The organism is Kitasatospora sp. NPDC088779, assembly GCF_040685395.1.
Lineage (GTDB): Bacteria > Actinomycetota > Actinomycetes > Streptomycetales > Streptomycetaceae > Kitasatospora.
Map to the genome: position 1 here is coordinate 175,374 of NZ_JBFBHW010000013.1, position 12,994 is coordinate 188,367.

Sequence of the window (12,994 nt, forward strand, 5' to 3'; positions counted from 1 at the left end):
CCCGGCGGGCCGGGGCGGCCATCAGCGCGTCACCGGGGCCGGGGCGGACATCAGCGCGTACCGCAGGATTCACGCTCCGGCCCACGCCCCTTCGTGCGCGGCACACCCCGGCTGTCGGGGGCGCGGCGTACCGTGAGGGGCATATGGATGACACCGCGCACCGCCTCGCCGCCGCCCCGCTCCCGTACGACCACGCCGCCGAGGCCCGCTGGGTCCCCGAACCGGACAAGCGCCCCGGCCGCACGGCGTTCCAGCGCGACCGCGCCCGGGTGCTGCACTCGGCGGCGCTGCGGCGGCTGGCCGGCACCACCCAGGTGGTCGCCCCGATGCGCAGCGACTTCCCCCGCACCCGGCTCACCCACTCCCTCGAATGCGCCCAGGTGGGGCGGGAGTTGGGCGCCGCCCTGGGCTGCGACCCGGACCTCGTGGAGGCCGGCTGCCTGGCCCATGACATCGGCCACCCGCCGTTCGGCCACACCGGCGAGGAAGCGCTCGACCAGGCCGCCGAGGCCTGCGGCGGCTTCGAGGGCAACGCGCAGTCGCTGCGCATCCTCACCCGGCTCGAACCCAAGCGCTTCGCCCCGGAGGGTGAGCACCCCGCCGCTCGGCTCGCCCCCTGGCCCGGCCGCAGCGTCGGCCTCAACCTGACCCGCGCCGCCCTCGACGCCGCCACCAAGTACCCGTGGACGCGCGGCGCCCACCCCACCGACCCGGCCTCGCCCAAGTACGGCGTCTACGCCGACGACCTGCCGGTGTTCCGCTGGCTGCGGGTCGGCTCCCCGGCCGGGCGCAAGTGCTTCGAGGCCACCGTCATGGACTGGTCCGACGACGTCGCGTACTCGACCCACGACGTCGAGGACGGCCTCCAGGCCGGCCACATCGACCCGGCCGCGCTGCGGGCGCCGAGCGAGCGGGCCGAACTCTTCAAGGTCGCCGAGCGCTACGCCCCGGACGCCGAGCCGGAGGAGCTGGCCGCCGCCCTCGACCGGCTGCTCGCCCAGGACCGGTGGCCCCAGGACTACGACGGCACGGCCCGCGCCCGGGCCGGGCTGAAGGACCTCACCAGCCAGCTGATCGGCCGCTTCTGCCTGGCCGCCGAGCAGGCCACCCGGGCCCGCTACGGCCCCGGCCGGCTCACCCGGTACACGGCCGAGCTGGTGGTGCCGCGGGGCGTCCGGCTGGAGGTCGCGGTGCTCAAGGCGGTCGCCGTCCGCTTCGTGATGCAGCGCGACGAGCAGGCCCAGCTGCGGGCCCGCCAGCGGATCGTGATCGCCGAGCTGGCGTACGTGCTCACCCAGCGCGCCCCCGAGGGCCTGGACCCGGTGTTCGGCGCGCTCTACCGCGAGGCCGAGGACGACCGGGCCGCCCTGCGCGCGGTCATCGACCAGATCGCCACCCTCACCGACGCCTCCGCCCTCGCCCTGCACGCCAGGCTCGTCGGCGCCGCCTGGGCCTGACCGCCCGCGGCCCCGGCGCCCGGCGTCCGACCGCCCAGGCGCAACCGCCCGGCGTCCGACCGCGCGCGGCGGGCCGGTCCCGGCGCGACCGGCCCGCCGGGAAACCCCGGCCACCCCAGTAGACTTCCGGGGTGGCCGGGCGGATCAGGGACGAAGACGTACAAGCGGTGCGCAGCGCACTGCCGATCGACGCCGTGGTCGGCGACTACGTTCAGCTCACCAACGGTGGCGGCGGCGAGTACAAGGGCGTCTGCCCCTTCCACGACGAGAAGTCCGCCTCGTTCTACGTGAACCCGGCCAAGGGCGTCTTCCACTGCTTCGGCTGCCAGGAGAACGGCGACACCATCGCCTTCCTGATGAAGATCGAGCACTTCACCTTCGCCGAGGCCGTCGAGCGGATGGCCGCCCAGGCCGGCATCACCCTGCGCTACGAGGAGGGCGGCTACAGCCCCCGCCACCAGCAGGGCGAGCGGACCCGCCTGGTCGAGGCGCACAAGGTGGCCGCCGCCTACTACCGGGAGCAGCTGGCCTCGGCGGAGGCGGAGATCGGCCGCCGCTTCCTGGCCGAGCGCGGCTTCGACGAGGAGGCCGCGAAGACCTTCGGCGTCGGCTACGCCCCGGTGGGCTGGGAGCACCTGGTCCGCTACCTGCGCGGCAAGGGCTTCACCGACAAGGAGATCCTGCTCGGCGGCCTGGCCTCGCAGGGCCAGCGTGGCGGCCTGATCGACCGCTTCCGGGGCCGGCTGGTCTGGCCGATCCGGGACATCGCGGGCGAGGTGGTCGGCTTCGGCGCCCGCCGCCTGCGCGAGGACGACAACGGCCCGAAGTACCTGAACACCCCCGAGACGCCGATCTACAAGAAGTCGCACGTGCTGTACGGCATCGACCTGGCGAAGAAGGAGATCGCCAAGTCGGGCCGCGCGGTCGTGGTCGAGGGCTACACCGACGTGATGGCCTGCCACCTGGCGGGGGTCACCTCGGCGGTGGCCACCTGCGGTACGGCCTTCGCCGAGGACCACATCAAGATCATCCGTCGGCTGCTGATGGACACCTCGCAGTACCGCGGCGAGACGGTCTTCACCTTCGACGGCGACGCGGCCGGTCAGAAGGCCGCCCTGCGGGCCTTCGAGGACGACCAGAAGTTCGCCGCCAAGACCTCCATCGCGGTCAGCCCGGGCGGCATGGACCCGTGCGAGCTGCGTCTGGCCCAGGGCGACGAGGCGGTCAAGCAGCTGATCGACAACCCCGTCCCGCTGTTCGAGTTCGCGCTGGTCTCGGCGGTGTCCAAGCACCGGGTGGAGACGCCGGAGGGGCGGTCGGCGGCCCTGGAGGAGGCGGCCCCGATCGTCGCCAAGATCAAGGACCGCTCGATCCAGCACGAGTACGCCGTCCGCCTGGCCGGCATGCTCGGCATCCTGGACGAGCCCTTCGTCGTCCGCCGGGTCTCCCAGCTGGCCCGCTGGGACCGCGAGCGCCAGCAGAACCCCCGGGGCGCCGACCGCGGGCGCCGCGTCGAGCCCGTGCCGGTGCGCCCGGCGCAGCCCGCCTTCCGGCTCAACCCGCGCGACCCGGCCCAGTTCGTCGAGCGGGAGCTGCTCAAGCTGGCGCTCCAGCACCCGGACCTGGTCAGCCCGGCCTTCGACCACTACGGCGAGGACGAGTTCCCCACCCTGCCGTACACCGCCGTCCGGCAGGCCATCGCCAAGGCCGGCGGCGCCGCGTACGGGGCGACGCTGCCCGACTTCACCAGCGCGGTGCGCGAGGCGGCCCCGGACGACCAGGTGCGCTCGCTGGTCACCGAGCTGACCGTCGAGCCGGTGCGCTCCCGCCGGAAGGTGGACGCGGTCTACGCCGGGGAGTTCCTGGTCAAGCTGCGCCTGCTGGCGGTGGACCGGCGGATCGCCGAGGTCCGCGGCTACCTCCAGCGGCTCGGCCACCGGGCCGACGCCGAGCAGCAGCACGCGGTGCAGACCGAGCTGTGGCAGCTCCAGCAGTACGGTCAGCAGCTCCGCAGCCAGGGCGCGGCGGGGCTGTAGGAGTGCGGCGGGGCCGTGGGAGCGGCCCAGAAAGTCGGCGCACGAGTCTCGGCCACGGAGTGTGGCGTACCGCACACTGGAGGGCGTCCCACCTCCGTTCAGCGCGGGTCCGCCAGAGTCGCGCCCGCCCCGAGGGATGCCCGTGGACCGAGGCTTCGCCGCGACCTCCAGCCCGACCGCCGCACCGACCGCCAGTCCGACCGCCGCACCGCCCGGCGCGCTGAGTGCCGCACCGCCCGGGGAACGGGAGACGGACCACGGCCGGGCCGGGGCCGCGCCCCCGGACGGCGCCCGAGGCGTGCCGGAGGGCCACCCCGAGGCCCCGGAGACGGACCCCGGCGTAGAGGGTCCGGAGCCCGACGCAGAGGGTCCGGAGCCCGACGACGGGGACGAGGAGGAGCCCCGCCCGCCGGCCGAGGGCGACGCCGGCCCGGCGCCGGACCTGCTCCGCCAGTACCTGCGCGAGATCGGCCGGGTCCGCCTGCTCACCGCCGCCGAGGAGGTGGAGCTGGCCCGCCGGGTCGAGGTCGGCCTGTTCGCCGAGGAGCGGCTGAACGGTGACCCCCCGCCGCCCGACCCGCTGGCCCGCGAACTGGACACCCTGGTGGTGCGCGGCCGGATCGCCAAACGCCGGCTGATCGAGGCGAACCTGCGGCTGGTGGTGTCCGTCGCCAAACGCTACGTCGGCCGCGGACTGACCCTGCTGGACCTGATCCAGGAGGGCAACCTGGGCCTGATCCGGGCGGTGGAGAAGTTCGACTACGCCCGCGGCTACAAGTTCTCCACGTACGCGACCTGGTGGATCCGGCAGGCGATGAGCCGGGCGCTGGCCGATCAGGCCCGGACGATCCGGGTGCCGGTGCACGTGGTCGAGCTGATCAACCGGGTGATCCGGGTGCAGCGCGCCCTGCTGCAGGAGCGCGGGCTGGAACCGACTCCGGCCGGGATCGCCGCCGCCCTGGAGCTGACCGAGGAACGGGTGCGCGAACTGCTCCGGCTGGCCCAGGAGCCGATCTCGCTGCACACCCCGGTCGGCGAGGAGGACGACGTCGCGCTCGGCGACCTGATCGAGGACGCCGACGCCGCCTCACCCGCGGAGTCCGCCACCTTCCTGCTGCTGCGCCAGCACCTGGACGCGGTCCTGGCCACCCTGGGCGAGCGGGAGCGCCAGGTCGTCCAGCTCCGCTACGGGCTGGACGACGGCCGCCCGCGCACGCTGGAGGAGATCGGCGCGGTGTTCGGCGTGACCCGGGAGCGGATCCGCCAGATCGAGTCGAAGACGCTGATCAAGCTCCGCGACCACGCCTTCGCGGCGCAGCTGCGCGGGTATCTCGACTGAGCGGCCCACCGGGATCGGCTAGGACCGGCCCGGGGAGGGCTGTGCGCCGGCGGGCTGCGCGGCGGTCGGCTCTGCGGCGGTCGGCTGTGCCGGGGACGGCGGGTCGGTGGCCGCCGCGTCCGGGCCGGTGCCCGGGGGCGGCGAGGCGGGGCCGATCGGGATCGGGGTGGAGGCCACCACGGCGGCCAGGCCGGAGACGGGCGAGGTGCAGACGTGCCCGGCCGGCTGGTACCCGCAGACCTGGAAGGTGACGGCCGGGTCGGCCGCGTCCAGCATCGACGAGTAGTTGTCGTAGCCCCAGTGGATGAGTGCCGTCTCGCTCTGGCCGGAGCCGTCGGTGATGGTCGCGTAGTCGTTCGGCTCACCCTCGGTGATCGCCGCCCAGGCCGCCTGGCAGGTCTGGCTGTACCGGAGGTAGACGACGACCTTGCCGATGACGTCGGTCTGCAGGGTCCGGGCGTCCTTGCCGCAGCCGGTGGCCTTGGGGTCCTTGTGCGCGCAGCCGACGGCCTGGCAGACGGGAGCGCCCGGGACGGGCTTGGCCGCGGTGGCGGTCGGGACGGGTTCGGCGACGGTCTGCGGCTGCTCCTGGTGCCGGGTGGCCCGCAGGCCGACCAGCACCAGCAGGGCCACCAGCAGGGCGGCGCCGGTCAGCAGCGTCGCCGGGCGCCGCCACCACGCCACGGGTGCCGGCACGGTGCCGCCGGGTTCGCCGGGTGCGGCGGTCAGGTCGAGCACGTCGGTCACGTCGGTCACGTCGGAGGCGGCAGGTGCGTCGGAGGTGGCGGGCACGCCGGTCCGGTCCGTCGGGGGCTGTGCCGCCGGGGCCTGCTCGGGGGCCGCCTGCGCGGCGGGTTCCTCCGGGGCGGCGGGCTCGCCGTCCTCCTCGGGCCCCGCCACGGCCCGCTCCCACAGCGCCCGCAGGGCCGGCCCGTCGCAGTCCACCGCCCCGGTCAGCGCCTCCAGCGCCTGCCCGGTGATGACCCGCTTGCCGTTCAGCCAGCGCTCCCAGGAGGCCCGGCTGTAGTGCGTCCGGGCGGCCAGCTCGGACAGCGAGAGTCCGGCGGCGTCCTTGATGGCCCGGAGCTCCTCGGCCAGGAGCCGGGCGGGTCCGGACAGCTCTTCGGGCAGGTTCTTCCAGGCGGAACCCATGGGGCCTTCCAACGGTGCGAGACGGGAACGGGGGACGGGGAGAGCGGAACGGGCTCCGGCCGGGGCCGTCCGGGTGTCTCCGCTTCTCCAAACCCATCGGTCCGGCGTCCCAAACCCCAGGTCATGGCGCTGAGACGGACGGAAGTGTCTCACAACCCCCGGGAACGCTCGCATGTGCACGTGTCCGTCGTGCACAGTTCTCTGGTCGGCGCGGTTCGCCGCCCGACGGCGTCGTTCGGACGCGGACCGGTCACCGGTCCCCGCTCCGGCAGCACGTCCCGATTCCCCCACCGGCCGGGGCAGCCTCGCGGGGGGAGGCTGCCCCGGTTCGTCCGGGACGCACGGTGGGGAGGGCGCTTCGCCGCGCCCTCCCCACCGTGATCACGCCCCACCGTGATCACGCCCCACCGTGATCACGCCCACTGCGTTCACGTCCCACCGCGTTCACGCCCCGGTGGACCACACGCCTAGTGGTGGAAGCCCGACCGGGCCGGCACCCCGAGCTCCTTGAGCGGGCCGGGCTGGCGCCGCAGCTCCGGCAGCAGCCGGGAGAGGTCGGCCAGCAGCAGGTCGGCGAGGTCCAGCGAGAAGCCGTTGCGGCAGACCACCCGGAGCACCGACAGGTCCGTCCGGTTCGCGGGAAAGGTGTACGCGGGCACCTGCCAGCCGCGCTCGCGCAGCCGCCGCGAGACGTCGAACACGTCGAACGGCTCGTCGTCGGCGGTGGTGAGGGCGAAGACCGGCAACTGGTCGCCGCGGGTCAGCAGCCGGAAGCCGCCCAACTGCCCGATCGCTTCGGACAGGTGGATGGCGACCTCGCGGCAGGCGCCCTGGACGGCCCGGAAGCCGTCCCGGCCGAGCCGCAGGAAGACGTAGTACTGCGCGACGACCTCGGCGCCGGGGCGGGAGAAGTTGAGCGCGAAGGTCGGCATCTCGCCGCCGAGGTAGTTGACCCGGAAGACCAGTTCCTCCGGCAGCGCCTCCTGGTCGCGCCACAGGGCCCAGCCGACGCCGGGGTAGACCAGGCCGTACTTGTGCCCGGAGCTGTTGATCGAGGCGACCCGGGGGAGCCGGAAGTCCCAGACCACCTGGGGGTCGAGGAAGGGCGCCACCATGCCGCCGGAGGCGCCGTCCACGTGCACCGGGACGTCGAGGCCGGTGCGTTGCTGGAGGTCGTCCAGGGCCGCGCAGATCTCCGCGATCGGCTCGTAGGAGCCGTCGAAGGTGGAACCGAGGATGCCGACCACGCCGATGGTGTCCTCGTCGCACAGCGCGACCGCGTGCTCGGCGTCGAGGTGGAAGCGCTCGCCCTCCATGGGCGCGGTGCGGGCCTCGACCTCCCAGAAGGTGCAGAACTTCTCCCAGCACACCTGCACGTTGACGCCCATCACCAGGTTGGGCCGGGCCCCGGCCGCGTAGCGCTCGGCGTTGCGGCGCATCCAGCGGCGCTTGAGCGCCATGCCGGCCAGCATGCAGGCCTCGCTGGAACCGGTGGTGGAGCAGCCGACCGCGGCGTCCGGGTCGGGGGCGTGCCAGAGGTCGGCGAGGATCGCCACGCAGCGCCGCTCCAGTTCGGCGGTCTGCGGGTACTCGTCCTTGTCGATCATGTTCTTGTCCAGGCACTCGGTCATCAGCCGGGTGGCCTGCGTCTCCATCGAGGTGGTGACGAAGGTCGCCAGGTTGAGCCGGGCGTTGCCGTCCAGCATCAGCTCGTCGTGGATCAGCTGGTACGCGGTGTCGGCTGCGACGGGCCCCTCGCCGAGCCGGTGCAGCGGCGGTGCCAGCTTCATCGAGCCCAGCGGGTCGGCGGCGCCCACGAGCGGACCGATGCTCAGCCGGCGGTCGTTGCCGGCCCCCTTGTGCAGCGCCATGGAGTCCTGCCGCCCTTCGAGCCGGTGGCCGTGTCCCGTCCCACGCTGCCACCGGCCGCCGGGTGACGCATCTTCACCGGCCGGGGCCGGGGGGCGCCGCCGTCCCCGGCCGGCGAGGCCGCCGCAGCCGGGGTCAGGCCGCCGTCTCCGGGTGGATCTGTTCGCGGGCGGCGCGGTACTGCTGGCGCACCGCCGACCCGATCGCCAGGTCCTGTTCCCCGTCCGGCTCGACGGTCTCGGCGTCCGGCAGCTCCCACTCCGGCGGCTCCGGGGTGCCGGCCAGTGCCCAGGCGGCCTGCCGGGCGGCCCCGCGGGCGGCGTGGGCGCCCGGCGGCGGCACCACGACCGGGACGCCGAACAGCGGCGGGGCGATGTGCCGGACGGCGGGCAGCCGCCCGGCCGCGCCGAGCAGGAACACCCGCCGCACCGCGACACCCTGGGCGCGCAGCACGTCGAGGGCGTCCGCGATGTTGCACAGCATGCCCTCGACGGCGGCCCGGGCCAGGTGCTGCGGTGTCATCGACTCGGCCCGCAGGCCGGTCAGGGTGCCGGCCGCGTGCGGGAGGGCAGGCGTCCGCTCGCCGTCCAGGTAGGGGAGGAGCACCAGCCCGTACGCGCCGGGGGAGGAGTGCAGGGCGAGGTCGCTCAGGCCGTCCAGGTCCCGGCCGAGCATGGCGGCGGTGGCGCGGAGCACCTGGGCGGCGTTGAGGGTGGCGACCATCGGGAGGTGGCGGCCGGCGGCGTCGGCGAAGGAGGAGATCAGCCCGGTGGCGTCCACCACGGCCTGGTCGTGCACGGCGAAGATCGTTCCGGCGCTGCCGAGCGAGACCACCGCGTCGCCGGGGCGCAGCCCGAGGCCGAGCGCGGCGGCCATGTTGTCGCCGGTGCCGGCCGAGATCAGCAGGCCCTCGGGGGTGTGCCCGGCGGGTTCGGCGGGGTCGAGCACCTCGGGCAGCCGCAGCTCGTGGCCGAGCGCCAGCTCGACCAGGTCCTGCCGGTACTCGCCGGTGATCGGGGACCAGTAGCCGGTGCCGGAGGCGTCGCCCCGGTCGGTGGTGCGGCGCCTGGGGTGGCCGAGGAGCTGCCAGACCAGCCAGTCGTGCGGGAGCAGCACCTCGGCCACCCGGCGGGCGTTGGCCGGCTCGAACTCGGCCAGCCAGCGCAGCTTGGCGATGGTGTAGGTCGGGCTGGGGACGGCGCCGATCGCGGCGGTCCAGGCGGCCGGGCCGCCGAGCGCGTCCAGCAGCTTGGCGGCGGCGCCGCCGGAGCGCGGGTCGTTCCAGAGGATCGCCGGCCGGACCAGCACGCCGCCCGCGTCCAGGCCGATCATGCCGTGCTGCTGCGCGCTGACGCCGATGGCCCGGACGCCCTCCAGCAGGCCGCCGGCGGCGGCGTCGCCGAGCGAGTGCAGCCACAGCTGTGGGTCGGCCTCGCCGGGGCGGGTGTCCGGGTCCTCGGGGACGGGGTGCGGCGCCTTGCCGGAGCGCAGGACGGCGCCGGTGTCGGCGTCGCACGCGACGATCCGGGTGCGGTTGGTCGAGCTGTCTATCCCCGCGACGATGGCCATGCCGAGATCATGCCTCAGCCCGGCCCTGGACGCGTCCGGGCCGGGCGAGGTGTTGCCCGTTCGGGACTCGACGCAGGGCCCTGGTACACCCTGGCGTCACCGTCCCGTCACGGGCGGAAGGTACCCCAGCCGTCGTCCTCGGCCCGGGAGCGGTTGAAGTACGGCACCCGGTCGGTGACGGCGTTCGGCAGCCGGTCGCCGACCTTGTCCGCGACGGCGCCGGCGGCCTTCCCGGCGACCGCGCCGGCCTGCTGCCTGGCTCGGTCGGCGGCGCCCTGCACCGTGGGGTTCTGGGCGATCTGCCGGGTGACCTTCGTGATCTGGTCGTAGCGCCGGCGCCCGGCCCGGGAGCCCAGGACGTAGCCGGCCGCGAACCCCGCGGCCAACGACAGCTTCCACATGATCGGATCCACCCTCTCCTGGCGGCCTTCTGCCGCATTGCCCTACCCGTCCGTCGGGACGGCGAACCGTCCGTGCCCCCCAGCATCCCCGGGGGCCGTGCCGGGCGCGCGCCGGGCACGCCGGGTGGGAGGCCGCGCGGGAGCCCCGGGAGCGGTCCGGCGAAAGCGATTGGCGGACCACCCCCCCGAGTGCGCTAATGTATGTCCCGCAGCGAGCGCCGAGGAGCCCGGGGAACCGGGGGCCGAGGCGGAAGCCGATCCCCCATAGCTCAATTGGCAGAGCAGCCGACTGTTAATCGGCAGGTTATTGGTTCGAGTCCAATTGGGGGAGCTCGGGAGAGGTCTTGCAAGAGCCCTCCTCCCGTCCGTGGTACGGCAGTTCGGTACCGCGATCCCGCATAGCTCAATTGGCAGAGCAGCCGGCTGTTAACCGGCAGGTTTTTGGTTCGAGTCCAAATGCGGGAGCTTCATCGGGTCCGCCCGGTGACTGCTCAGAGCGAAGGCCCCTCGGATGACCGGGGGGCCTTCGTGTTGCCTTCGTCACCTCGCGACGGCCGGGCGGCTCGGGCGGCCGCCTCCGGAGCCCGGACGGCCGCCTCCCGGGTCCGGGTGGCCGCCGCCCGGGTTCAGGCGGTCGCCTCCCGGTAGAGCGCGGAGACCCGCCGGTCGAAGGTGACGCTGTAGGAGGTGCCGGCCGTCTCGCCGCCCTCCTGGTAGCCACCGATCACGCCCACGACCGCGCCGCTGTCCGTCACCCACGGGCTGCCGCTGGTGCCGTCGGTGTAGCCGTCGCAGTCGAAGCGCTCCTGGGTCGGGCTCTGCGAGCGGGTCCTGGCCGCGCAGGTGATCGGCTCGTCGCGCTCGTTCGGGTAGCCGGTCACCGAGACGGCGAGCCCGAAGCCCTGGCCGGTGGCGATCGGGTTGCCGCCGACGGCGTCCTCGACCTGCTTGCCGCCGACCGTGCCCACGGTGACGAAGGCCACGTCGTACTCGGGGTCGTCGTCGTCCGCCCAGCGCGGGTCGACGGTGATCGACTTCACCGGCCAACTGCCGTACGGGATGAAGCCGTTGCGGTAGCCGGGGGTGAACACCAGGCCGTCCAGCAGGCCGATCCGGCGGTTCTGCACGCAGTGCGCGGCGGTGACCAGCAGGTTGTGCCTGGGGCTGCGGACGACGCTCGCCGTGCAGGCCCGGGGGCCCTGCGCGGTGCGGACCGAGAGGGTGCCGATCCGGTCGCGGGTGCTGCTCTGCTGCGCGACCTCGGCGGCGGGCGCCTGGTCCTGCTCGCCCCCGTCGCACGCGGTTCCGGCGGCGAGCAGCAGGGCCGCCAGCGCGACCGTCCGTGCGGCGCGCGGGGGCCGTGCCGGGCGGGGGGCCATCGGGGCTCCGTCTCGTTCCTCGGGGCGGGCACCGGGTCCGTGCGTTCCGCCGTTCGAGAGGAAGATCTATCAGGCCGTGCCCGGCGGCGCCACCGCCGCCCCTCCGGTCAGCCGGTGGCCCGGTCGTAGAGCGCCTGGACGCGGTCGCCGAAGTAGCTGCTGTACGAGGTGTCCGGGCTGTCGCCGCCCTGCTGGTAGCCGCCGATCACGCCGACCACGGTGCCGGTCCTGGTGCTCGGGTCGAAGTCGGTCACCCAGGGGCTGCCGCTCGTGCCGCCGGTGTAGTCGGGGCAGTCGATCCGCAGCTGGGTGGAGCTCTGCTCGGTGGTGTTGTTGGCGCAGGTGATCGGGACGTCGCTGGTGCCGGGGTAGCCGGTGATCCGCACGGGCAGCTGGTAGCCGAGGCCGACGCCCAGCTTGTTGGCGCCGAGCACCTGCTGCACCTGCTGCCCGTTCTGGGCCTGGACGACGGCGAAGGCGACGTCCACGTCCGGGTCGGCGTGGTCCTTCCAGTCGTCGTCGACGGTGACGGCGATCAGCGGCCAGACGCCGCTGGGGGTGTCGCCGTTACGGTAGCCGGGGACGAAGACGAGGTCGCTGCGCTGGCCGAGTTGGGGGTCCCAGACGCAGTGCGCGGCGGTGACGATGAGGTTGAGCCCGGCGCTGTCGACGACGCTGGCGGTGCAGAAGTGGTCGCCGTCCGCGTTGCGGGTGAAGACGGCGCCGACCAGGCCGTTGAGCACGGTGGGCCTGGCGGTGCGGGTGACTCCGGTGTGCCTGGAGACGGCGCCCCTGAGCCGTTGTCGGCTCCAGCCGTGGCCGCCGCCGGAGGCCGAGGCGGATCCGGAGGGACGGGCGGAGCGGGTGGCCGGAGCCGAGCTGACCGTCGGCGCGCCCCCGCCGGGCCCGGCGGAGGTGGTGCAGCCCGCCGCGGCCAGCAGCACCGCGAGCGCCCCGGCCGCGGCTCCCGTCCCACGTGTCGTCATCCGTCCAGGCTGCCCGTGCGGCCGTCCGGGCGCCACCCGAACTGCGCAATCAGGACAGGCGCACGCCTGTGCGCACCCGTGCGCGCCCCCGGCGCGCACCACGGGTGATCGACCGGCTATGCTGCGCGGGACGTCCTTTCGGGGCCGTCTGCTGCTGCCGTGGTCGACGACCGGCGCACGCGGCGAACCGGGGCGGTAGCTCAGCCGGTTAGAGCAGGGGACTCATAATCCCTTGGTCGTGGGTTCGAGTCCCACCCGCCCCACCTCGAACAGCCGTCAGGGCATGAGTAAAAATGACGCCCTGACCTGGCGAAACGTGCAGGACTTCGATCGGAACTGTAGAGCATGAGGCGCCCCGCCGGTCTGGCGCCGCGCCGAGATTCACCCGCCAGTGGACATGACGAGGGGTTCGCCCCCGGGCTGTCGGCAGCGTCCCGGCCGAGTGGTGCAGTCCGTCCACCGAGCGCGGCCAGGCCGCGCCGTTGCCCGCCTGCGGAGGGGCCGTGATGGGTGGGCGCGATCAGGACCGTCTTGAGTTTCCGTCAGGGAAGTCGACTGGCTCCAGGCCCGGGTGTGGACTCTCAAGTGAACCTCGAATCCGTGGAATTCCTTTATCAATGAGCGCCATCCTGAAATCTGGCAGTATGTCTGGTTCTTCGATCCGAGAGAGCTTCCGACCAGCGGATCTCAGTCGGGCGAGGGTGGTTCGGCTATTGCCCGAAAGTCGCCCGTCGGTCATAGATTCAAGCGGAATCTTTACGTCCGAACCGGCAGTCCGGAGTTCCTCCCGCAGGGGCGGGGGTTGC

At 74.0% G+C, this 12,994-nt stretch carries 9 protein-coding genes and 3 tRNA genes; 6 read left to right on the top strand and 6 right to left on the bottom strand.

The features are described from left to right. Nucleotides 1–143 precede the first annotated feature (143 nt). The 3 genes from AB0P03_RS15330 (at nucleotide 144) to AB0P03_RS15340 (ending at nucleotide 4,832) form a co-directional block, all read left to right on the top strand. A complete protein-coding gene (locus tag AB0P03_RS15330) occupies nucleotides 144–1,457 on the top strand; it encodes a deoxyguanosinetriphosphate triphosphohydrolase (RefSeq protein ID WP_363629248.1) in 1,314 nt (437 codons plus the stop codon). A 131-nt stretch (nucleotides 1,458–1,588) separates the two neighbouring features. After that, on the top strand, nucleotides 1,589–3,493 hold the full coding sequence (dnaG, locus tag AB0P03_RS15335) for a DNA primase (RefSeq protein WP_363629250.1): 1,905 nt from the start codon (nucleotides 1,589–1,591) through the stop codon (nucleotides 3,491–3,493). 136 nt (nucleotides 3,494–3,629) lie between these two features. Beyond that, complete coding sequence (locus AB0P03_RS15340; RefSeq protein WP_363629252.1) at nucleotides 3,630–4,832, top strand: sigma-70 family RNA polymerase sigma factor; 1,203 nt, start codon at nucleotides 3,630–3,632, stop codon at nucleotides 4,830–4,832. A gap of 18 nt (nucleotides 4,833–4,850) precedes the next feature. On the opposite strand, the gene AB0P03_RS15345 is transcribed toward AB0P03_RS15340, so the two are convergent. The 4 genes from AB0P03_RS15345 to AB0P03_RS15360 all read right to left on the bottom strand — a co-directional run bounded on the left by AB0P03_RS15345 (nucleotide 4,851) and on the right by AB0P03_RS15360 (nucleotide 9,835). Beyond that, the gene (locus tag AB0P03_RS15345; protein WP_363629254.1) at nucleotides 4,851–5,984 is read right to left on the bottom strand and encodes a DUF2690 domain-containing protein; all 1,134 of its coding nucleotides are present in this window, start codon (nucleotides 5,982–5,984) and stop codon (nucleotides 4,851–4,853) included. A gap of 467 nt (nucleotides 5,985–6,451) precedes the next feature. Further along, the gene (locus AB0P03_RS15350) at nucleotides 6,452–7,855 is read right to left on the bottom strand and encodes a glutamate decarboxylase (RefSeq protein ID WP_363629255.1); all 1,404 of its coding nucleotides are present in this window, start codon (nucleotides 7,853–7,855) and stop codon (nucleotides 6,452–6,454) included. Nucleotides 7,856–7,988: 133 nt separating this feature from the next. Next, complete coding sequence (locus tag AB0P03_RS15355) at nucleotides 7,989–9,422, bottom strand: FGGY family carbohydrate kinase (RefSeq protein ID WP_363586322.1); 1,434 nt, start codon at nucleotides 9,420–9,422, stop codon at nucleotides 7,989–7,991. A 107-nt stretch (nucleotides 9,423–9,529) separates the two neighbouring features. After that, nucleotides 9,530–9,835 carry a hypothetical protein gene (locus AB0P03_RS15360; protein WP_350878155.1) on the bottom strand — a complete coding sequence of 102 codons (306 nt, stop codon included), beginning with the start codon at nucleotides 9,833–9,835 and terminating at the stop codon, nucleotides 9,530–9,532. A 246-nt stretch (nucleotides 9,836–10,081) separates the two neighbouring features. Here AB0P03_RS15360 and AB0P03_RS15365 point away from each other — a divergent pair. Both AB0P03_RS15365 and AB0P03_RS15370 read left to right on the top strand, forming a co-directional pair. Beyond that, nucleotides 10,082–10,154, top strand: a tRNA-Asn gene (locus AB0P03_RS15365). A gap of 61 nt (nucleotides 10,155–10,215) precedes the next feature. Next, nucleotides 10,216–10,288, top strand: a tRNA-Asn gene (locus AB0P03_RS15370). Between the two features lie 161 nt (nucleotides 10,289–10,449). On the opposite strand, the gene AB0P03_RS15375 is transcribed toward AB0P03_RS15370, so the two are convergent. Then, nucleotides 10,450–11,202, bottom strand: coding sequence for a trypsin-like peptidase domain-containing protein (locus AB0P03_RS15375; RefSeq protein ID WP_363586321.1), 753 nt, complete (start codon nucleotides 11,200–11,202; stop codon nucleotides 10,450–10,452). Nucleotides 11,203–11,309: 107 nt separating this feature from the next. Then, nucleotides 11,310–12,188 (bottom strand): hypothetical protein, encoded by an 879-nt coding sequence (locus tag AB0P03_RS15380; protein ID WP_363586320.1) that lies wholly within the window; start codon nucleotides 12,186–12,188, stop codon nucleotides 11,310–11,312. A 189-nt stretch (nucleotides 12,189–12,377) separates the two neighbouring features. Between AB0P03_RS15380 and AB0P03_RS15385 the strand changes: the two genes are divergently transcribed. Continuing rightward, nucleotides 12,378–12,451: transfer RNA gene (locus AB0P03_RS15385), tRNA-Ile, on the top strand. Nucleotides 12,452–12,994: the final 543 nt, after the last annotated feature.